Source organism: Rathayibacter rathayi (genome assembly GCF_004011095.1).
GTDB classification, from domain to species: Bacteria; Actinomycetota; Actinomycetes; order Actinomycetales; family Microbacteriaceae; genus Rathayibacter; species Rathayibacter rathayi.
Window position 1 is genome coordinate 1,494,569 of record NZ_CP028129.1, and the last position, 19,404, is coordinate 1,513,972.

Below are 19,404 nucleotides of genomic sequence, written 5' to 3' on the forward strand. Positions count from 1 at the left end.
CTCATCGTCTCCGGCTGCACGTCGGCGGGAAGCGCCGAACCGCGCCACGCCGGGCAAGGACCGGCGTGCACGTCAACACAGCCTCTCGAACCAGGCGAGTGCACTCTGGTCGGTGAGGTTGGCGACCTGGTCGACGATCACGCGGCGGCGGGCGTCGTCGTCGCGTGCCGCATGCCAGTCTTCCGCGAAGCCGGGTTCGAGGGTGCCGGGGCCACGGTCGAGGAGGGTGTCGGCCAGGCGCGTGAGGACTTCGCGCTGCTGGGCGTAGATCGGCTGGCGGGTGTTCCTGGACATGACGAACGTCGCGACGATGCCCTTGAGGACGGCAATTTCGGTCTGCTGCTCGCGGGGGACGACGACGTGGCCGCCGAAGCGGACGAGATCGGGGTGCTGGTAGGCCTCGCGGGTGGCCTCGGTGGCGGCGGCGGCGAAGCGGCCGATGAGCTGGCTGGTGAGGTTCTTGAGCCGGGCCTGGTCACGCCGGGAGCCGTCCCAGGAGGCCACCCACACCTCGAGCGAGTCGAGCCGGTCGAAGGCGGCGACGAGTTCGTCGTGGCCGACTTCGCCGCCGACCCAGGAGTGCATCGACTGCACCAAGTCCTCGTGGTCGGCGCGGGCGCCGAGCGCTTCGACGTCGATGTAGCCGGAGACGACCGCGTCCTCGAAGTCGTGCACGGAATAGGCGATGTCGTCCGAAAGGTCCATCACTTCGGCTTCGATGCAGCGCACTCCCTCGGGGGCACCCTCGCGCATCCAGGCGAAGGCGGGTTCGTCGGCGGCGTAGAAGCCGAACTTGGCGCGTCCGGACGGGTCGGCGACGGAGCGCGTATCCGGCCAGGGGTACTTGCAGCTCGCGTCGAGGCTGGCGCGGGTGAGGTTGAGTCCGTAGGGGCGCGCGTCGTCGCCGAACACCTTGGGTTCGAGGCGGGTGAGCAGTCGGAAGGTCTGCGCGTTGCCCTCGAAGCCGCCGATGCCCTCGGCCCAGCCGTTGAGGGCGCGCTCGCCGTTGTGCCCGAACGGCGGATGCCCGATGTCGTGCGCGAGGCAGGCCGTGTCGACCACGTCGGGGTCGAGGTCGAGGCTCGTGGCGAGCTCGCGGCCGATCTGCGCGACTTCGAGCGAATGCGTCAGCCGGTTGCGTGCGAAGTCGACACCCGCCGTGGGGCTGAGCACCTGGGTCTTCGCGGCCAGTCGCCGCAGAGCGCTGGAGTGGAAGAGACGGGCGCGATCACGGGCGAAGTCGGAGCGGCGGGTCGAGTGATCCTCCGGCAGGAAACGCTCGCTATCGACGAGCGAATACCCCCAGAGCGCGCGGTCATCCACCGCTGTGGTGGATCTCGGCGGCCGACACCGCGTCGCGCTGTCCGGCGTCGAGTTCGCGGGAGTCGAGCCAGCGCTCCGGCAGGGAGGGGATCTTGGGCGAGCCGGCGCGTCCGCGCTGGCCCTCGGCCGCCTCACCGGGGTAGGGCTGCGTCCAGTCCAGCGTGGCCAGGAGTTCGTCGAGCTGCGCGAGCGATTCGACCGTGGCCAGGCGTGCCCGCAGGTCGCCGCCGACGGCGTAGCCCTTGAAGTACCAGGCCACATGCTTGCGGATGTCGCGGCAGCCGCGCTCCTCGCTCTCGAAAAAGTCGGCGAGCAGTTCGGCGTGGCGACGAAACGCTGCGGCGACCTGGCCGAGCGAGGGGCGGAAGCGTTCGTCGGCGCCGGCGAACGCGGCGGCGAGATCGCCAAAGAGCCACGGCCGTCCGAGGCAACCGCGGCCGACGACCACACCGTCGCAGCCCGTCTCCGCCATCATCCTCAGGGCGTCCTCGGCGGACCAGATGTCGCCGTTGCCGAGCACCGGGACACTCGTGATCGCCTCCTTGAGCGCGGCGACGGCCGACCAGTCGGCGTGCCCGCTGTAGAACTCGGAGGCGGTGCGCGCGTGCAGCGCGATCGACGCGACTCCAGCGCCCTCGGCCGCCCGCGCGGCCTCAAGGTAGGTGAGGTGGTCGGCGTCGATGCCCTTGCGCATCTTGACGGTGAGCGGGATGTCGCCCGCCGCCGTCACCGCGCCCTCGACGATCTGGCGGAACAGCGGGAGCTTCCACGGCAGCGCCGCTCCCCCGCCCTTCCGGGTGACCTTGGGAACGGGGCAGCCGAAGTTGAGGTCGATGTGGTCGGCCCGGTCCTCGGCGACGAGCATGGTCACGGCTTCGGTGACCGTGCGCGGGTCGACTCCGTAGAGCTGGATCGAACGCACCGACTCGCTGGGGTGGTGCCGGATGAGACGCATCGACTCCGGCGTGCGCTCCACGAGAGCGCGGGAGGTGATCATCTCACTGACGAACAGCATCCGGCCGGCACTGCTCGTGCCTGCACCGGTTGTCTCGCCTGCACCGGTTGTCTCGCCTGCACCGACGCCGTCGCCGAACTCGCGGCAGAGTCGGCGGAACGCCGTATTGGTGATGCCCGCCATCGGGGCGAGTACCACGGGCGCATCGAGTTCGAGGGGGCCGATCCGGAGCGCCGGCGCGGTGCGCGCGGGCCGGGCGGCCGTCAGAGTGGAGGACATCGGTAGTGATTCTCCCAGATCCTGTGGTGGGGAAGACGGAGTGACGAGCAGAGAGGTGTACAGATGAGCGAGAGCAGGCCTGTGGAGGACGGTTCGCGGCGGTTAGAGGCGGATGCAGCGGCACGCGGCCTGGCCGTCGAGATCGTGGAGCGGCCACCGGCCGGCAGTCTGCGGGAGGCGGCCCAGCTGCTCGGCATCGACCCCGGCGACCTCGTGAAGTCGCTGGTAGTGAGGCGCCACGATGGCGGCTACCTGTTCGCACTCGTCCCCGGCGGGCGTCAGATCGCATGGCCGAAGCTGCGCGCGGTGGTCGGAGTGAACAGGCTGCGCCTCCCCGACGAGACAGCCGCACTCGAGGCTACCGGCTACCGGCGCGGCACCATCACGCCCATCGGCTCCACGATCGCCTGGCCGGTCTACGCCGATGAACGCCTCCTCGGCCGTCGCGTCGCGATGGGCGCGGGCGCCGACGGGCGCAGCGCCTTCGTCGACGCGGACGCCCTGGTGGCCGCCTACGCGGCGACCGTGGCCGACATCACCATCGCGGAGCTTGCGCGCTGACCTGTCACGCGGTCAAGCCCGTCAGCACGCGGACAAGTTCATCGACGTCGGACTCGTCGTTCCAGAGGTGGAAGGCGATGCGGAGCCGGCCACCGCGCCCCGATACGCGCAGGCCCGCGGCCTGCAGCCGCTCCTGGTCCGCGCCGTCCGCATCCGGCCAGGACACGATCGCCCGGTGCTGCGGCTCCCGGTCCAGGCGCTCGCAGAGCGCGTCACCGAGCCCAGACGCGTGCGCCCAGACCGCGCCGATGTCGAGTGAGCGGAACAGCGCGAGCGAGGCCTCCGCTCCGGCGAACGCCTGCCAGGCGGGTGAGACGTCAAAGCGGCGGGCGTTCTCGGCCAGGTGCATGGCCGGTCCGTAGCACGACGACCAGACGTCCTCGCCCGAGTACCAGCCGGCCTGCACGGGCACGAGCTCGGCCGCATAGGCGGGCGAGACGGTGAGGAACGCGACTCCGCGGGGCGAGCAGAGCCACTTGTAGGCGTGGGTGAGCGTCGCGTCGAAACGGGAGGCGTTGACCGGCAGGACGCCGGCCGCCTGCGTGAGGTCGCAAGCCGTCCGCACCCCGTGGCGCGCCGCGGCCTCGATCACGGCGTCGAGGTCGGCGAGGGCGCCGCTGCTGGACTGCACGGCCGAGAAGACGACGAGGTCATCCGCCTCCTCGACGGAATCGGCCAGCGCCTCCAGCGCGACGGAGCGGACCACCACGCCGCGGTGCGCCTGCGCGAGAAAGGGGAAGACGATGGAGGAGAAGTCGCCGTCGACGCACAGCACCCGCGCCCCGTCCGGCAGCGAGGCGGCGAGGACGGCGGCCATCGCGGAGGTCTGCGAGCCGATCGCGACGCGGTCGACCGGGATACCGGCGAGGACGGCGAACGACGCGCGAGCGCGCTCGGCGACCGCTCCGTACCCGGCGGCCGTGCTCTCGCCGCTCGACCAGCCGTCGAGGTCGGCGCGCAACGCCTCGACGGTCTCGCGGGGCGGCAGGCCGAGCGTGCAGGCGTTGTGGTAGCCGCGGGCACCGGCGAAGCGCGCGCGCAGGTCGGCGTGGTTCGGCAGTGCTGTGCTCACCCTTCGAGGATGACGTGTCCGGAGCCGGATCGCCAAGACGCGCACGGCGCCGGGCGCGTCGGTGTTGCGCGGTCAGCGGGCGAGCGCGTGCGCCTGCTCGATCACGGCGACGACCTCGCGCGCCTCGCGGACATCGACCGGTGGCGGGCCCCCTCCCGCAGCGACCGGGCGACCTGCTCGAGGAACGCGGCGTAGCGTCCGCGCTCGCTCGGCACACGCCGCGCTCCGGAGTCGTCGACGAGCACGCCCCAGCCCTCCGGAGCGACCTCGCCGAAGCCCGCGTCCTCGGGGCGCGCGTCGCCGGTGCGGAGCGCGTTCTCCTGCGGGTCGAGGCCGTCGACGCTGAACGCGCCGCGGGTGCCGAGCACCCGGAAGCGCGGACCGCTCGCCCGAGCGACGCGGCTCATCGCGAGGTGCGAGCGCACGCCGGTGCCGTGCAGGAGCGAGACGAACGCGTCGTCCTCGCTCGCGCCCCCCGCGTGCACCACACGGGTCTCGGCAGCGGTGACCGTCGCCGGGCCGAAGAGGAGCAGCGCCTGGTCGACCAGGTGGCTGCCGAGGTCGAAGAGGATCCCACCGCCCTCGGCCACGCCGATCCGGCTCTGCCAGCGACCGGTCTTCGGCGCGCTCCAGCGCTCGAACGTCGACTCGAAGCGGATCACGTCCCCCAGCACCCCCTTGTGGAGCAGGCGGCGGAGCGTGAGCAGGTCGGCGTCCCAGCGCCGGTTCTGGAACACGAACACGGGTGCACCGCTCGCCTCCGACGCGGCGATGATCGCGTCCGCGTCCGCCGTGCTCGGCGCGAAGGGTTTGTCGATCACGACGGCAACGCCGGCCTCGAGCGCCCGGACAGCCTGCTCGCGGTGCACGGAGGGAGGCGTCGCGAGCACGATCAGCTCGGGCCCCTCCGCGAGCACCGCGTCGAGGTCGGGCAGGACCCGTGCACCGGGATGGGCCCCGGAGGCGGCTGCCGCGCGCCCGGCATCGCGCGTCGCGACGGCAACGAGTTCGAACGCGGGATCGGCGGCGAGGAACGGCCCGTGGAAGACGCTGCCCGCCAGCCCATAGCCGACGAGCCCCGCCCGGATCACGAGGACGCTCCCGGCACGTCGACCGCGCCACCGAAGCGCCGGGAACGGCCGGAGTAGTGCTCGATCGCCTCCCACAGGTCGGTGCGGCTGAAGTCCGGCCAGAGCCGGTCGAGGAACACCATCTCGGCGTACGCGCTCTGCCAGAGCAGGAAGTTGCTGGTGCGCTGCTCGCCGGAGGAACGCACGAAGAGATCGACGTCTGGCAGCTCGGGCACGTAGAGCGCCCGGGCGATGGTCTTCTCGGTGATGCCGGAGGGCTTTAGCCGCCCGGCCTGCACCTCGGCGGCGAGGCGCTGCACCGCGTCGGCGATCTCGGTGCGCCCGCCGTAGTTGACGCACATGGTGAGGGTGAGCACATCGTTGCCGGCGGTCATCCGCTCGGCGAACTGCAGCTCGGTGATCACCGACGCCCACAGGCGGGGCTTGCGGCCGGCCCAGCGGACGCACACGCCCCACTCGTTGAGCTGGTCGCGGCGCCGATGCAGCACGGCGCGGTTGAATCCCATCAAGAAGCGCACCTCCTCGGGCGAGCGCTTCCAGTTCTCGGTCGAGAACGCGTAGACGCTGAGGTGCTTGACGCCGATCTGGATCGCTCCGGCCACGACGTCCAGCAGCGCCGCCTCGCCACGCTTGTGCCCCTCGATCCTGGTCAGGCCGCGGGAGTTGGCCCAGCGGCCGTTGCCGTCCATCACGATCGCGACGTGCGCGGGGACCGCCTCCCGCGGGATCGCGGGCGGGTGGATCCCGGTCCAGTCCAGGGGACGGTAGGGCTCGGCGTCCTTGTGGGTGAAGGGCTTCATCGGGTGACGTGCTCCAGGGATCTCAGACCGCGTTCGAGGTGGAACTGCGTGTAAGCGGCGACCACTCCGCTCGCTCGCGATCGCGTGGTCGGCTCGGTGGTCGTGGTGTGGGCCCAGTCTCCCGTCAGCAGCGCGCCCAGCAGGACCACGACCTCCGGGGCGACCCGCGGTGCGCCGGGCGGCGTGCAATCGGCGCAGACGACGCCTCCGAGCTGCACCACGACCGCGCCGTGGGGTCCGGGGGCGCCGCAGCGCGCGCAGTCCTCGAAGCTGGGCGCCCAGCCCGCGATCGACAATGCCCGCAGGAGGTAGGAGTCGAGCGTGAGCACCGGCTCGTGCTCGTGCTTCGAGAGCGAGCGCAGGGCCCCGACGAGCAGGAGGTACTGCTGCAGGGAGACGTCCGCGTCGGTGAGGCGGTCGGCGGTCTCGACCATCGCGCTCGCCGCGGTGTAGCTGTCGTAGTCGGCGGCGATCAGCGCACCGTACGCGCCGAGCGACTCGGCCTGCGTGACGATGTCCAGGCTCCGGCCCTCGTAGAGCTGGAGGTCGGCCACCATGAACGGCTCGAGCCTTGACCCGAACTTGGAGCCGGTTTTGCGCACGCCCTTCGCCACCGCGCGGATCTTGCCGTGGCTGCGCGAGAGCAGGGTCACGATGCGGTCGGCTTCGCCCAACTTGTGTGTGCGGAGCACCACGGCTTCGTCACGATAGGTGGGCATCCCCCGATTATCCCCCCGACCCCCGACACCGACCCGACACCCGCTGAGCGGCGCGGCAGGAGCGCAGCCCCGCGTCGTGGAACGATGTCCGGGTGGCAGCCTCCCTGTTCGAGATCCCGGCCTGGGCCGACCTACTCGCGATCGCCATCGGCTGCCTCCAGGGCGCGATGTTCGCGGGCGAGTTCCGCGACCGCCGGATCGACCTGCTCGGCGTCACCATCATCGGCACGGCGACGGGCCTGGGCGGTGGTGTGCTCCGCGATCTGCTGCTGCAGACGCCGCTCGTGGCGCTGCATACCGACGCCTACCTGATCGTCGCCGTCACCGCCTCCCTGCTCGGGATGCTGCTCCAGCACCTGCTGAACCGCGTCGACGGCACGATCACCGCCCTCGACGCACTGACCCTCGGGCTCTTCGGCGCGATCGGCACCACCAAGGCCCTCTCGCTGGGCGTGCCGGAGGTGCCCGCAGTCTTCGTGGGCACGGTCTCGGCGGTCGGCGGCTCGGTCGTGCGCGACATCCTGCTGAACCGGCCGATCACGCTGATGCACGTCGGCTCGCTGTACGCGGTCGCCGCCTCGGTGGGCACGGGCGTGCTGGTCCTCGCGCTGCGCTTCGGAGTGACGATCGACTTCGCCGCGCCGCTCGCCGTGGGCGTGACCGCGCTCATCCGCCTCCTCGCGGTCCGCTACGGCTGGAGCCTCCCCGAGCAGCGCGCCCTGAGAGGCGTCCCCCGCCTCCGCTGGCGCCGCCGCGCGTGACACCGCACGCCCCGCCCGGGTTCCCCGAGTAGGGCGGGTCAGGCCAGCTCGAGGACGGGGACCTCCTCGCGCAGGGCGCGGTTGACGGCCGAGACGATGGCCTTGAGCGAGGCGGTCGAGATGTCGGCGTCCACGCCCACGCCCCAGAGGGTGCGACCGTTCACCGTGCACTCGACGTAGGAGGCGGCCAGCGCGTCGCCGCCGGCGCTGAGAGCGTGCTCGACGTAGTCGAGGACCCGGACCTCAACGCCCTGCTGCTCCAGCACCGCCTCAAAGGCATTGATCGGGCCGTTGCCGTAGGAGCTGGCCGAGACCCTCTCCTCGCCGACCCGCAGAACGGCGTCGAGGGCGATACTGCCTCCCAAATCGCTCGACGTGTTGGTGCGCAGCAGCTCAAAGCGGCCCCACTTCTCCGCGGCGCGCTCGGCGGGCGCCGGCAGGTACTCGTCCTGGAACACCGACCAGATCTGCTCGCTGGTCACCTCTCCACCCTCGGCGTCGGTCTTGGCCTGGACCACGCCCGAGAACTCGATCTGCAACCGACGCGGCAGATCGAGCGCGTGATCCGTCTTCAGCAGGTACGCGACTCCGCCCTTACCCGACTGCGAGTTCACGCGGATGACCGCCTCGTAGGAGCGGCCCAGGTCCTTCGGGTCGACCGGCAAGTACGGCACCGCCCAGGTGAGCTCGTCGACACTGCGGCCGGTGCGCTCGGCTTCGGACTGCATCGCCTCGAAGCCCTTCTTGATGGCGTCCTGGTGCGATCCGCTGAAGGCGGTGAAGACGAGATCGCCCGCCCAGGGGCTGCGCTCGGGCACCGACAGCTGGTTGCAGTACTCAGCGGTGCGCTTGATGCCGTCCATATCGCTGAAGTCGATCTGCGGGTCGATGCCCTGGGTGAACAGGTTCACGCCCAGGGCGACCAGGTCGACGTTGCCGGTGCGCTCACCGTTGCCGAACAGGCAGCCCTCGATCCGGTCGGCGCCGGCCAGGTAGCCGAGCTCGGCGGCGGCCACGGCCGTGCCGCGGTCGTTGTGGGGGTGCAGCGACAGGACGATGTTCTCGCGCTGGGCGAGATTCCGGCTCATCCACTCGATCGAGTCGGCGTAGACGTTCGGCGTCGCCATCTCGACCGTCGCCGGCAGGTTCAGGATGACCTTGCGCTCGGGGGTCGGCTCGAAGATTTCGACCACGCGATCACAGATCTCGCGGGCGAACTCGAGCTCGGTACCGGTGTAGCTCTCGGGCGAGTACTCGTAGTAGACGGCCGTGCCGGGAACGGACCACTCCATCTCGCGGCACCTGCGGGCGCCGGCCAGGGCGATGTCGATGATGCCCTGGCGGTCCTTGCGGAACACGACCTCGCGCTGCAACACACTTGTGGAGTTGTAGAGGTGCACGATCGCCTGGCGGGCACCGCGGATCGACTCGTAGGTGCGCTCGATGAGGTGGTCGCGGGCCTGGGTCAGCACCTGAATGGTGACGTCCTCGGGAATCGCGCTCTCCTCGATGAGGCTGCGCACGAAGTCGAAGTCGGTCTGGCTCGCGCTCGGGAACCCGACCTCGATCTCCTTGTAGCCCATCCGGACCAGCAAATCGAACATGATGCGCTTGCGCTCGGGGCTCATCGGGTCGATCAGCGCTTGATTACCGTCGCGCAGGTCGACGGCGCACCAGCGCGGCGCGGCGGTGATGCGCTTACCCGGCCAGGTGCGGTCGGGCAGGTCCACGGCGATCAGCTCGTGGAAGGGACGGTATTTGCCAGTCGGCATGGGCGACGGCTTCTGGTTGTTCAGCATGAGGTGCTCTCCCGGCGCGGAAACGCGCGCGTGTCTGTTCTCGTTCCCGCGGGGATCCGGATACGGATCGACCTCGCGGGCGAGGGGTGGTTCAGCCGACGACGGACTCCGCGACGAGGGTGGCCTGAGGATCAGATCTCGTCGCGGCGGAGAAGAAGGAGCAGTCCGAAGCGCACCCGGTCAGGTTAGCATCGCGCCCACGACCCGTCACCCCGCAGGCGTGCTCAGTCGACCAGGCCATTCTCGTAGGCGAAGACGACCAGCTGCACGCGATCGCGCAGGCCGAGCTTGCCGAGCGTGCGGCTGATGTGCGTCTTCACCGTCGCCTCGCTGAGGAATTCGGCGCGCGCGATCTCGGTGTTGCTCATTCCACGGGCGGCGAGGTGGAAGATCTCACGCTCGCGATCGGTGAGCGTCGTGAATTCGACCGGCGTCTCGCGGCCGCTCCCCGCCGCTCCGAAATGCTCGAAGAGTTCACGGGTCGCGGAAGCGGCGACCACCGCGGTCCCCGCGTGCACGGTGCGGACGGAGGCGAGCAGGAAGCCGGGCTCCGTGTCCTTCAGCAGGAAGCCGCTGGCTCCAGCGCGAATCGCGCGCGCGGCAGCCTCGTCGAGGTCAAAGGTGGTCAGCACCAGGATGCGCGGCGGCTCGACCCGGCGCTCCTGGGCCTGGGCGAGGATCCGCCGGGTCGACTCGATGCCATCGACGCCGGGCATGCGGATATCCATCAGCACCACATCGGGCGTCAGCTCCGCGACCAGCTCCGCCCCCTCCGCTCCGTCCGAGGCCTCGCCGACGACCTCGAGGTCGGGTTGTGAGCCGAGCAGCATACGGATGCCGGCGCGGAACAGTGCCTGGTCGTCGACGAGGACGAGGCGGATGGTGTCGGTCATACGGGGCTGCCTCCGAGGGCGAGGGGTGGTGCGGGGCGGGCGAGGGATGGGGAGGAAGGGAGACGCGCGTCGACGACGAAGTCGTCACCGACCGGGCCCGCGGACAGCACTCCCCCGACCAGGACGGCGCGCTCGCGCATGCCGACCAGGCCGTGGCCCTCGCCGGGCAGGGCGTCGCGATCGAGGTCGGTGCAGCGCGCGTTGCGCACCGTGAGGGTGAGCTCACCGCCGTCCTGGCGGAGGGTGACATCGAGCGGGGAGCCCGGACGACCGTGCCGGAGGGCATTGGTCGTCGCCTCCTGGGCGATGCGGTACAGGGCGAGCCCGACGGCGCGCGGCACTGCCTCCAGGTCGACGGCGAGATCGGCGCGGATCGGCGCGCCGGCTCCGCTGACGCTCTCGAGCAGAGCCGGCAGGTTGCCGGCGCCCGGCTGGGGGCCGTTGCTCTGCGAGTGCCGCAGCTGGGCGAGGAGCACGCGGACGTCGCCGAGCGCGTCCCGGGCGACGGACGAGATGGTCAGCAGTGCCGCATCGGTTCGCTCGGGACTGGTGACGCGGAGGTAGCGGGCTCCGTCGGCCTGCGCGATCACGACGGCGAGGGAGTGGGCGACGACGTCGTGCATGTCGCGCGCGATCCGGTTGCGCTCCTCCACCGCGTCGAGCTCGCGCTGGGCTCGGGCGCGCTCCTGCTCGGCCTGCGCGCGCAGGGTCTGGCCCTCTCGGGTGCGCCGTGCTGAGCGGGAGAGCAGGCCGATGGTCCAGGAAAGAACGAGGGTCGCCAGGATGCCGCCGAAGGTACCGCCGACGCTGATCAGAGCGAGGTCGTCACTCCGAAACAACTCGAAAACGACGAGAAGATACGTCGCCGCCACGATCGCACCGACGACCGCGGAGACCGCTCCCGCCGCCCTCACCCGCCGCGACTCGGAGGCGCCGGTACCGAAGAGCACCACCAGGATCGCGATGTCGCCGGGACTGGGCGGCAGATTCAGACCCATCTGGAGAGCCGCGGCCGCCCAAGCGATCGTCAGGGCCGATGCGGGCGAGCGACGCTGGAGCACCAGGGCCACGGCGAGCACCGCTGCCGCGAGAAGGTGCACTGTCTCCGCAGAAGCGGCCACGAACGCTGCGTCGATCAGGAGGAGCACCAGCGCCTGCATGCCCGCGATGCCGACGGCGTACGGATCCTGCGGGCCGACGACACGGATCAGCAGCGCATTGATCCGGTCGTCCCGGGGAACAGGCGCGCGCAGAGCGAGGAGGTAGACGAGGACCTGCGCGGCGCCGAGGACCGAGGCGACGACGAGGGCGACCAGGACCCGCACGAGGAGTTCCATCCGGGTAGGGAGCCCGGACAAATTGAGCGAACCCGAGAGTCGCGCCGCGACGCCGATGCCGCCGATGCCCGCGAGGATCAGGCCGCCGGCGAGCGCCAGGGCCCGGGTCCACGGCCCGACCCTGCGGGTGGTCTGCCAGAGCACCACGAGCCCCACGAGCGCACCGTCCACCGCGAGACCGCCCAGCAGGAAGCCGCTGCCGGTGAGAACAACGAAGCCGAGGAGCGAGGGAGCCAGGGCGGGCAGGAACCCGGCGACAGCCAGGGCCAGGGCGAGCACGAGGCCACCCATAATGCGGTCGGGCGAGCTGGCGCCGGAGAGGCCGATCAGCAGATGGAGGGCCGCGAGCAACGCGCCGGCGATCGGCAGAGTCGCCGGTCGGTCCAGGAGCGCACGCATGGACTACACGCTAGGGGTTCGCTCCCTCCGCGGCGTCGTCCTGACGGGCGACGGCCGTCCGTCGGAGGGTGTCAGAAGCCCAAGCGACCCAGCAGCTTCGGGTCGCGCTGCCACTCCTTGGCGACCTTGACGCGGATGGAGAGGAACACGCGGCGCCCGAGGAGGCGCTCGATCTGCTCGCGCGAGACCGCACCGACCTCGCGCAGGCGCTGACCGCCCTTACCGATGATGATGCCCTTCTGGCTGTCGCGTTCCACGAAGACGTTGGCGTAAATGTCGATCAGCGATCCGTCCTCGCGCTCCACCATGTCGTCGAGGGTGACGGCGAGAGAGTGCGGCAGCTCGTCCGAGACGCCCTCGAGGGCGGCCTCGCGGATGAACTCGGCGATACGCGAGGACATGTCCTCATCGGTCACCGCCTCCTCCGGGTAGAGCGCGGGCGACACCGGCATCAGGCGCAGCAGCTCGACGGAGAGCACGTCGAGCTGCTCCTCGGTCACGGCCGAGATCGGAACGATCGTGTCCCAATCGCGCAGCTCCGACACGTCGAGCAGCTGCTTCGCCACGGCCTTCTTGGAGGAGAGATCGACCTTCGAGACGATGGCGACCTTGCGGGTGCGCGGGAACGCCTCGAGCTGCTCGTTGATGAAGCGGTCGCCCGGGCCGATCGCCTCATCGGCCGGGAAGAGCATCCCGATCACGTCGACGTCACCGAGGGTCGAGGTGACCAGCGAGTTCAGCCGTTCGCCCAGAAGTGTGCGCGGCCGGTGGATCCCGGGGGTGTCGACGACGATCAACTGGCCGTCGGGTCGATGCACCACTCCGCGGATCGCACGGCGCGTGGTCTGCGGCTTAGAGCTGGTGATGGCGATCTTCTGACCGACCAGCGCATTGGTGAGCGTCGACTTGCCCACGTTGGGGCGTCCGACGAAGGACACGAAGCCCGCCCGGTAGGGTGCGGCGGCGGGAGTGCTGTCGGTCATCGTGCGTCCTCGTGCTGGTCGCCCGAGGCTCCGCGGGTGGGAGCCGCGCTCGGGCTGGGGGTGGTGGTGCCGCCGTCCGCGATGATGGCGACAGGGCCGGTGCCGGGCTCGCCGGCGGTGTCTCGATCGGGATCGCGGCGGACGATCACTGTGGAGATCGTCCCACGGCGGGGGTCCGCCTGCTCGGCCTCGAGCAGCACGCCGCCGATCCGAGCGGTCGCGCCGCGCTCGGGGAGGCGGCCGTAGGCCTTGGTCAGCAGCCCGCCGACCGAGTCGACGTCGTCGTCGTCGAGGTCCAGCTCGAACAGCTCGCCGAGCTCGTCCACCGGGAGGCGCGCCGAGACGCGATACACGCCGGACGCCGTCTCCTCGATGAGGTCCACCTCGCGGTCATACTCGTCCGAAATGTCGCCCACGAGTTCCTCGATCAGATCCTCCAGAGTGACCAGTCCGGCGATGCCGCCGTACTCGTCCACGACCATCGCAAGATGGTTGGACTCGAGCTGCATGTGGCGCAGCAGTTCATCGGCCTTCTTCGACTCCGGCACGAACAGCGCGGGCCGCGCCAGATCGGCCACGGTGTCGTCGTCGTCCGGCCGTTCGTAGGTGTGCCGCGCCACATCGCGGAGGTAAAGCACGCCGAGGACATCATCGACGCCGTCACCAATCACGGGCAGGCGCGAGATCCCACGGCTGAGCAGGAGGCCCATGCCTGCTCCCACCGAGGAGGTCGCCTCGATCGTCACCATGTCGGTGCGGGGCACCATCACCTCGCGGACGAAGGTGTCGTTGAATTCGAAGATCGAGTGGATCAGCTCGCGGTCGTCCTGCTCGAGCACGTCCTGTTCGGTCGCCTCGTCCACCATGCTGAGCAGCTGCTCCTCGGAGGAGAAGCCGGCCGAGCGGCCGGTGCCCGGCGTGACCCGGTTGCCGAGCGCCACGAGCCCGTGCGCGACGGGACCCAGCGCGAGCCGCAGCATGTGCACCAGCGAGGCGCTGGTGGACAGAACCGCCCGGGCGTTCGCGCGTCCGACGCTCCGCGGACTGGAGCCGACCAGCACGAACGAGACGGCCGCCATGATCAGGATCGCCAGCAGTAGCGCCAGCCAGAGCTGAGCGATCTCGACGACCAGCACCGTGGTGACGAACACCGCGGCGGTCGTCTCGGCCGCGATCCGCGAGAAGTTGACGACGTTGACGTGGGCGCTCATGTCGCCCGCGATGGCGCGCAGAGCGCGGGCACTGCGGGAGTGCTGGGCCATGTCGAGCAGGTCGCTGCGCGAGAGGACGCCGAGTGCGGCGTCGGTCGCCGCGAACCAGCCGCCGACGGCGACGAGCGCGAGGGCGGCGATGAGGAGCTGAAGCGTGGGCACGGCGCGCTCTAGCGGCGTCGCTCGCTGATGTGGAAGCCGACCAGGATGTCGCGCTGGATGCCGAACATCTCGCGCTCCTCCTCCGGCTCGGCGTGGTCGAACCCGAGCAGGTGCAGCAGCCCGTGGGCAGTGAGCAGCTGGAGCTCGTCGAGCACCGAGTGTCCGGCCGCCTCCGCCTGCATCTGCGCGACCTGCGGGCAGAGCACGATGTCGCCCAGGAGTCCCGCGGGGGTCTGCTCGTCCTCAGTGCCGGGGCGCAGCTCGTCCATCGGGAAGCTCAGCACGTCGGTCGGACCCGGCTCATCCATCCACTGCACATGCAGCTGCTCCATTGCGCCCTCGTCCACCAGCACGATCGCGAGTTCGGCGTCGGGGTGCACATGGAGGGAGTCGAGCGCATAGCCGGCGAGGCGCAGCAGCGCGGCATCGTCGACGGGGACGCTCGATTCATTGTTGATCTCGATGCTCACGGGGAGGAGTCTTCCTTCGGTTCTAAGGGCGGGTGGGCTCAGCCGCGCGGAGGCTGGCGGTCTCCGGGCGGACGGGCCGCCTGACCGCGGCGCTCGGCGCGGTGGGCGAATTCGCGCGCCTGCTCACGTTCGAAGTGCTGGGCCTGCTTTTGCTGGTCGTACTCCGTGTAGGCGTCGACGATGCGGCCGACCAGGCTGTGACGCACCACGTCCTCGCTGGTCAGGCGCGAGAAGTGGATGTCGTCGATGCCGTCGAGCACCCGCGTCACGAGGCGGAGACCGCTGGCGCCGGTCGGCAGGTCGACCTGGGTGATATCGCCGGTGACGACCATTCTCGAGCCGAACCCGAGCCGGGTCAGAAACATCTTCATTTGCTCGGGCGTCGTGTTCTGCGCCTCGTCGAGGACGACGAACGAGTTGTTCAGAGTCCGCCCGCGCATGTACGCCAGCGGAGCGACCTCGATCGTGCCCGCTGCGAGCAGCTTCGGAACGATCTCGGGGTCCATCATCTCGTTGAGCGCGTCGTACAGCGGGCGCAGGTACGGATCGATCTTGTCGGTGAGCGAACCGGGCAGGTAGCCCAGGCGCTCCCCCGCCTCCACCGCCGGGCGGGTCAGGATGATCCGCTCAACCTCCTTGCGCTGCAACGCCTGCACAGCCTTCGCCATCGCCAGATAGGTCTTGCCGGTACCGGCCGGGCCGATGCCGAAGACGATCGTGTTCTGATCGACCGCATCGACGTACTCGCGCTGGCCGAGCGTCTTGGGGCGAACGCTGCGGCCGCGGGCAGTGAGGATCGCCTGACCGAACGCCTCGGCCGGGCTCACCGGCCCGCCGTTCTGCAGGATGCGGGCGGACTCGCGCACGCCTTCCGGGTCGAGATCGTGCCCGCTCGCGGTCATCCGCACCAGTTCTTCCACCAGGCGCGTCGCCGCGGCGACGGGCTCGCGCTCACCCTCGAGCGTCACCTCGTTGCCGCGCACATGCACCCGGACCTCGGGGAATCGTCCTTCGACCGCTCGGATGAGACGGTCCTGGGGTCCGAGCAGCCGCACCATCGCGACTCCGTCGACAGCGACGACGCGCCGCGTCGTCTCGGACGCGCCAACGCCGGCGGCGGGACGCTCGTCGGGGCTCGCGCCCGCATTCTCAACCGGTGGCAAGGGAGCCTTCCGTCTGGTGGCCGCCCAGGACATGAGCGTGCACATGGAACACGGTCTGGCCCGCCTCTTCGCCGGAGTTGAAGACGAGGCGGAACTGACCGTTGCAGTGGGCGTCGGCGAGCGACTGGGCGACCTGCACCAGCTCGGCGAGCAGGGCGGGCTGCGCGGCGGCGAGGGCCGCGACCGTGGCGTATTCCTGCGTCTTGGGGAAGACGAGGAAATGGACGGGTGCCTTCGGCTCGATGTCGGTGATCGCGAGGATGCGCTCGTTCTCGAACACCCTATCGGCCGGGATCTCGCCCTGGACGATGCGCGTGAAGACGGTGGGTTCGCTCATGCACTCATCTTAAACAGGGGTCGGGCGGGGCGGGTGCTGCGTTCGCCCACGGCACGCTACTCCGGGCCTGCCGAGCACCTGTGGAGGAGCAGTCGAGCAGTGCACGAGCGCTGGAGTCGCGCGGGCGGCTCACCAGCGGCCCAGGCGGGCCGAGAGGACAGCGATCGCAGCGGGTCCCGCCGTCGAGGTGCGCAGAACCGAGTCGCCGAGTGCGACGACCTCGGCGCCCGCCTCAGCGAGCTGCCGCAGCTCCTCGGGCGCGATGCCCCCCTCCGGGCCGACGACGAGCACCAAGTCCCGCCCGTCGGGGAGAACCTGGGAGAGCCGGGCCTTCGCGGAGGGCTCGAGGACCAGCACGCGCGCGGTCGCCGCTCGGGCGGCGAGAACTCGGACCTGCTCCAGCGGAGCGACCGCGGGCACCCGGGGGCGCATCGACTGCTTGCTTGCCTCGCGCACGATGGCGCGCCAGCGCTCCCGCCCCTTCTCCTCTTTCACGCCCGACCAGCGCGAGACCGAACGCGCGGCCTGCCACGGGACGACCTCGTCGACTCCAAGCTCGGTCGCGGCCTGCACCGCCAACTCGTCACGGTCGCCCTTCGCGAGCGCCTGCACGAGCACCAGTCGCGGCGACGGCACCGGCGACTCCTGCACCGACTCGACCGCGAGCACCACTCGCGCCGCCTCGGCGCTCTCGACCACCGCCGTCGCGACGAGTCCGCGTCCATCGCCCACCCGCACGATCTCGCCCACGCGGATCCGGCTTACGGTCGCCGCATGCCGCGCCTCCGCTCCCGTGAGCGCGAGCCGACCCCCGACGACGAAGCCTGCGGAGTCCAGCGATTCATCGATGTAGTGGTGCGCCACAGGCTCAGCCGAGGAAGCGGTCGCGGAGCTTGGAGAACAGTCCCTGCTGGAAGTGCGTCAGCGCGGGCTTCTGCGGCTTGTAGTGCTTGGCGAGCTCCTGGACCAGCTCGCGCTCACGGTGGCCCAACTTCGTCGGCGTCACGACCTGGATACCGATGCGCAGATCGCCGCGTCCGCTGCCACGCAACCGCGTCACTCCGCGACCCTTGATCGTGACGATCTCGGTGCTCTGCGTACCCGGCTTGATCTCGATCTCGATATCGCCGTCGAGGGCTTTGAGCGACGCGGTCGACCCCAGGATCGCGTCGGTCATCTGCACCTCCAGGGTGCAAAGCAGATCATCGCCGCTCCGGCTGAAGACGTCGTGGTGCTTGACCTTGATCTCGAGGTAGAGATCGCCGTTGGGGCCGCCGGCCGGGCCGACCTCACCGCTCCCGGGCATCTGCAGGCGCAGACCCGTGTCGACACCGGCGGGGACATCGACGGGGATGGTGCGGCGCGCGCGGACGCGACCCTGACCCTGGCAGGTGGAGCAGGGCGTCGCGATGACGGTACCGTAACCGCGGCAGGTGCCGCAGGGGCTCGCGGTCATCACGTTGCCCAGGAGCGAGCGGACCGTGCGTTGGATCTGACCGGAGCCGTGGCAGATATCGCAGGTGACGGGCGAGGTGCCGGGCTGGCAGCACGAGCCCTGGCAGGTCTCGCAGAGCACGGCCGTGTCCACCTCGAGGTCGCGATGGGTGCCAAAGATGACCTCGTCCAGCGAAACTTCCACCCGCAACAGGGCGTCCTGACCCCGCTCGCGGCGGGAGCGCGGCCCGCGGGACGAGCCCTGCGCGCCCTGCCCGAAGAAGCTCTCGAAGATGTCGCCGAAGCCGCCGAAGCCCTGGCCGCCTCCGCCGAAGCCCTCCTGCGGGCCGCGGTCGTACTGCGCCCGCTGCTGCGCATCGCTCAGGACGTCGTAGGCGTGCGTAACGAGCTTGAAGCGCTCGGAGGCGTCGCTGCTCGGGTTGACGTCGGGGTGGAACTCGCGGGCGAGTCGGCGGTACGCCTTCTTGATCTCGTCGGCGGAGGCGTCGCGTTCGACGCCCAGCACTTCGTAGTGATCGGCCACAGGTGGCTTCGTCCTTCGTTCGTGGGTCGATGGGGCGGGCACGGCGCACCCGAGGGAACCGGCGGGGCCGGGAGGTCAGGCCTACTCCTCGCCGAGGAGGCGAGAGAGGTAGCGGGCGACGGCGCGCACCGCCGTGATGTTGCCGGAGTAGTCCATCCGGATCGGGCCGAGTACGCCCAGGCGCGAGACCTGGCCGCCCCCGGTGTTGTAGCCGCTGGTGAGCACGGAGGTCTCTTGGAGGCCGAACGGCGCGTTCTCGCGACCGATGCGCACCGAGATACCCCGGGGGTCGGGCACCATCTCGGCGAACAGGCGCAGCAGCTCCACCTGCTCCTCGATCGCCTCGAGCACCGGGTAGATGCTGCCCGAGAAGTCCTCCTCGGTGCGAACGAGGTTGGCGGCCCCGGCCATCACCAGGCGGTCCTGACGGTTGGCACCCACTTGCTCAAGCAGGGTCTGGACGATCGGCGCCAGCATGTGTGCCCGCTCCGGGCTGAACCGCTCGGCGACGGAGCCGAGCGTCTCGGCCGCCTGCTGGAGGCCGAGGCCGAGCACGGCCGTGTTGAGCTTGGCGCGGATCTCGCCGAGCAGCGCGTCATCCACGTCCTCCGGGGTCTCGAGGACGCGCTGGTCGACCCGACCGGTGTCGGTGATCAGCACAGAGAGAAGGCGGCGCGGCGCGAGCGCGACCAGCTCCACATGGCGCAGCCGCGCGGCTCCGAACGACGGGTACTGCACGAGCGCGACGCTGTTGGTGAGCTGCGAGAGCAGGCGCACGGTCTTGACCAGCACCTCGTCCAAGTCCGGGCTCTGCCCGAGAAACGTCTCGATCGCCTGCCGCTGGGCGGAGGTGAGCGGTCGCAGGTCGGCGAGCTGGTCGACGAAGAGGCGGTAGCCCTTGTCGGTCGGAACGCGGCCGGACGAGGTATGCGGAGCGGTGATCAGCTCCTCCTCCTCGAGCTGGGCCATCTCGTTGCGGATGGTCGCGGCCGAGACGCCGAACGCGTGCCGCTCGACGATCGACTTGGAGCCGACCGGCTCCCTGTTCGCCACGTAGTCCTGCACGATCACGCGCAGGACCTGGAGACCGCGCTCCGTCACCATACGACCG

General features: G+C 70.5%; 19 protein-coding genes. 2 read left to right on the plus strand and 17 right to left on the minus strand.

Annotation, left to right across the window (positions count from 1 at the left end; translation table 11 throughout):
• Positions 1–72: 72 nt before the first annotated feature.
• Both C1O28_RS07320 and dusB read right to left on the minus strand, forming a co-directional pair.
• A complete protein-coding gene (locus C1O28_RS07320) occupies positions 73–1,323 on the minus strand; it encodes a deoxyguanosinetriphosphate triphosphohydrolase (RefSeq protein ID WP_097165734.1) in 1,251 nt (416 codons plus the stop codon).
• Positions 1,316–2,557: a tRNA dihydrouridine synthase DusB gene (gene dusB / locus C1O28_RS07325; protein WP_097165733.1), complete on the minus strand. Its 1,242-nt coding sequence runs from the start codon at positions 2,555–2,557 to the stop codon at positions 1,316–1,318. The genes C1O28_RS07320 and dusB overlap by 8 nt, the downstream gene beginning before the upstream one ends.
• A 63-nt stretch (positions 2,558–2,620) precedes the next feature.
• On the opposite strand from dusB, the gene C1O28_RS07330 reads away from it, so the two are divergent.
• On the plus strand, positions 2,621–3,118 hold the full coding sequence (locus tag C1O28_RS07330) for an aminoacyl-tRNA deacylase (RefSeq protein ID WP_097165732.1): 498 nt from the start codon (positions 2,621–2,623) through the stop codon (positions 3,116–3,118).
• A 4-nt stretch (positions 3,119–3,122) separates the two neighbouring features.
• On the opposite strand, the gene C1O28_RS07335 is transcribed toward C1O28_RS07330, so the two are convergent.
• The 4 genes from C1O28_RS07335 to recO all read right to left on the minus strand — a co-directional run bounded on the left by C1O28_RS07335 (position 3,123) and on the right by recO (position 6,800).
• The gene (locus C1O28_RS07335; protein WP_097165731.1) at positions 3,123–4,190 is read right to left on the minus strand and encodes an aminotransferase class V-fold PLP-dependent enzyme; all 1,068 of its coding nucleotides are present in this window, start codon (positions 4,188–4,190) and stop codon (positions 3,123–3,125) included.
• 101 nt (positions 4,191–4,291) lie between these two features.
• Positions 4,292–5,281, minus strand: a complete 990-nt coding sequence (locus C1O28_RS07340) for a Gfo/Idh/MocA family protein (protein ID WP_244210512.1) — start codon at positions 5,279–5,281, stop codon at positions 4,292–4,294.
• On the minus strand, positions 5,278–6,081 hold the full coding sequence (locus tag C1O28_RS07345; RefSeq protein ID WP_097165729.1) for an isoprenyl transferase: 804 nt from the start codon (positions 6,079–6,081) through the stop codon (positions 5,278–5,280). Before C1O28_RS07345 ends, C1O28_RS07340 begins: the two co-directional genes overlap by 4 nt.
• The gene (gene recO, locus C1O28_RS07350; RefSeq protein WP_097165728.1) at positions 6,078–6,800 is read right to left on the minus strand and encodes a DNA repair protein RecO; all 723 of its coding nucleotides are present in this window, start codon (positions 6,798–6,800) and stop codon (positions 6,078–6,080) included. The genes C1O28_RS07345 and recO overlap by 4 nt, the downstream gene beginning before the upstream one ends.
• Before the next feature lie 92 nt (positions 6,801–6,892).
• Between recO and C1O28_RS07355 the strand changes: the two genes are divergently transcribed.
• The gene (locus tag C1O28_RS07355; RefSeq protein WP_243392017.1) at positions 6,893–7,561 is read left to right on the plus strand and encodes a trimeric intracellular cation channel family protein; all 669 of its coding nucleotides are present in this window, start codon (positions 6,893–6,895) and stop codon (positions 7,559–7,561) included.
• Positions 7,562–7,599: 38 nt separating this feature from the next.
• Here the strand turns inward: C1O28_RS07355 and leuA are convergent, their stop codons facing one another.
• The 11 genes from leuA to hrcA form a co-directional block, all read right to left on the minus strand.
• Positions 7,600–9,360, minus strand: coding sequence for a 2-isopropylmalate synthase (leuA, locus tag C1O28_RS07360; RefSeq protein WP_097165727.1), 1,761 nt, complete (start codon positions 9,358–9,360; stop codon positions 7,600–7,602).
• Between the two features lie 224 nt (positions 9,361–9,584).
• Positions 9,585–10,253: a response regulator gene (locus tag C1O28_RS07365; protein WP_097165726.1), complete on the minus strand. Its 669-nt coding sequence runs from the start codon at positions 10,251–10,253 to the stop codon at positions 9,585–9,587.
• Positions 10,250–11,989, minus strand: coding sequence for a sensor histidine kinase (locus tag C1O28_RS07370; RefSeq protein WP_097165725.1), 1,740 nt, complete (start codon positions 11,987–11,989; stop codon positions 10,250–10,252). The genes C1O28_RS07365 and C1O28_RS07370 overlap by 4 nt, the downstream gene beginning before the upstream one ends.
• Before the next feature lie 71 nt (positions 11,990–12,060).
• Entirely contained in the window at positions 12,061–12,972 is a 912-nt protein-coding gene (era, locus tag C1O28_RS07375; RefSeq protein ID WP_097165724.1) for a GTPase Era, read from the minus strand.
• The gene (locus C1O28_RS07380; RefSeq protein WP_097165723.1) at positions 12,969–14,345 is read right to left on the minus strand and encodes a hemolysin family protein; all 1,377 of its coding nucleotides are present in this window, start codon (positions 14,343–14,345) and stop codon (positions 12,969–12,971) included. The genes era and C1O28_RS07380 overlap by 4 nt, the downstream gene beginning before the upstream one ends.
• Positions 14,346–14,353: 8 nt before the next feature.
• Complete coding sequence (gene ybeY / locus C1O28_RS07385; RefSeq protein ID WP_097165722.1) at positions 14,354–14,815, minus strand: rRNA maturation RNase YbeY; 462 nt, start codon at positions 14,813–14,815, stop codon at positions 14,354–14,356.
• Between the two features lie 38 nt (positions 14,816–14,853).
• On the minus strand, positions 14,854–15,873 hold the full coding sequence (locus C1O28_RS07390; protein WP_237398026.1) for a PhoH family protein: 1,020 nt from the start codon (positions 15,871–15,873) through the stop codon (positions 14,854–14,856).
• Between the two features lie 91 nt (positions 15,874–15,964).
• Positions 15,965–16,315 (minus strand): HIT domain-containing protein, encoded by a 351-nt coding sequence (locus tag C1O28_RS07395; RefSeq protein WP_097165720.1) that lies wholly within the window; start codon positions 16,313–16,315, stop codon positions 15,965–15,967.
• A 129-nt stretch (positions 16,316–16,444) separates the two neighbouring features.
• The gene (locus C1O28_RS07400; protein WP_097165719.1) at positions 16,445–17,179 is read right to left on the minus strand and encodes a 16S rRNA (uracil(1498)-N(3))-methyltransferase; all 735 of its coding nucleotides are present in this window, start codon (positions 17,177–17,179) and stop codon (positions 16,445–16,447) included.
• A 4-nt stretch (positions 17,180–17,183) separates the two neighbouring features.
• Positions 17,184–18,293: a molecular chaperone DnaJ gene (gene dnaJ / locus C1O28_RS07405; RefSeq protein WP_097165718.1), complete on the minus strand. Its 1,110-nt coding sequence runs from the start codon at positions 18,291–18,293 to the stop codon at positions 17,184–17,186.
• Between the two features lie 81 nt (positions 18,294–18,374).
• On the minus strand, positions 18,375–19,397 hold the full coding sequence (gene hrcA, locus C1O28_RS07410; protein ID WP_097165717.1) for a heat-inducible transcriptional repressor HrcA: 1,023 nt from the start codon (positions 19,395–19,397) through the stop codon (positions 18,375–18,377).
• Positions 19,398–19,404: the final 7 nt, after the last annotated feature.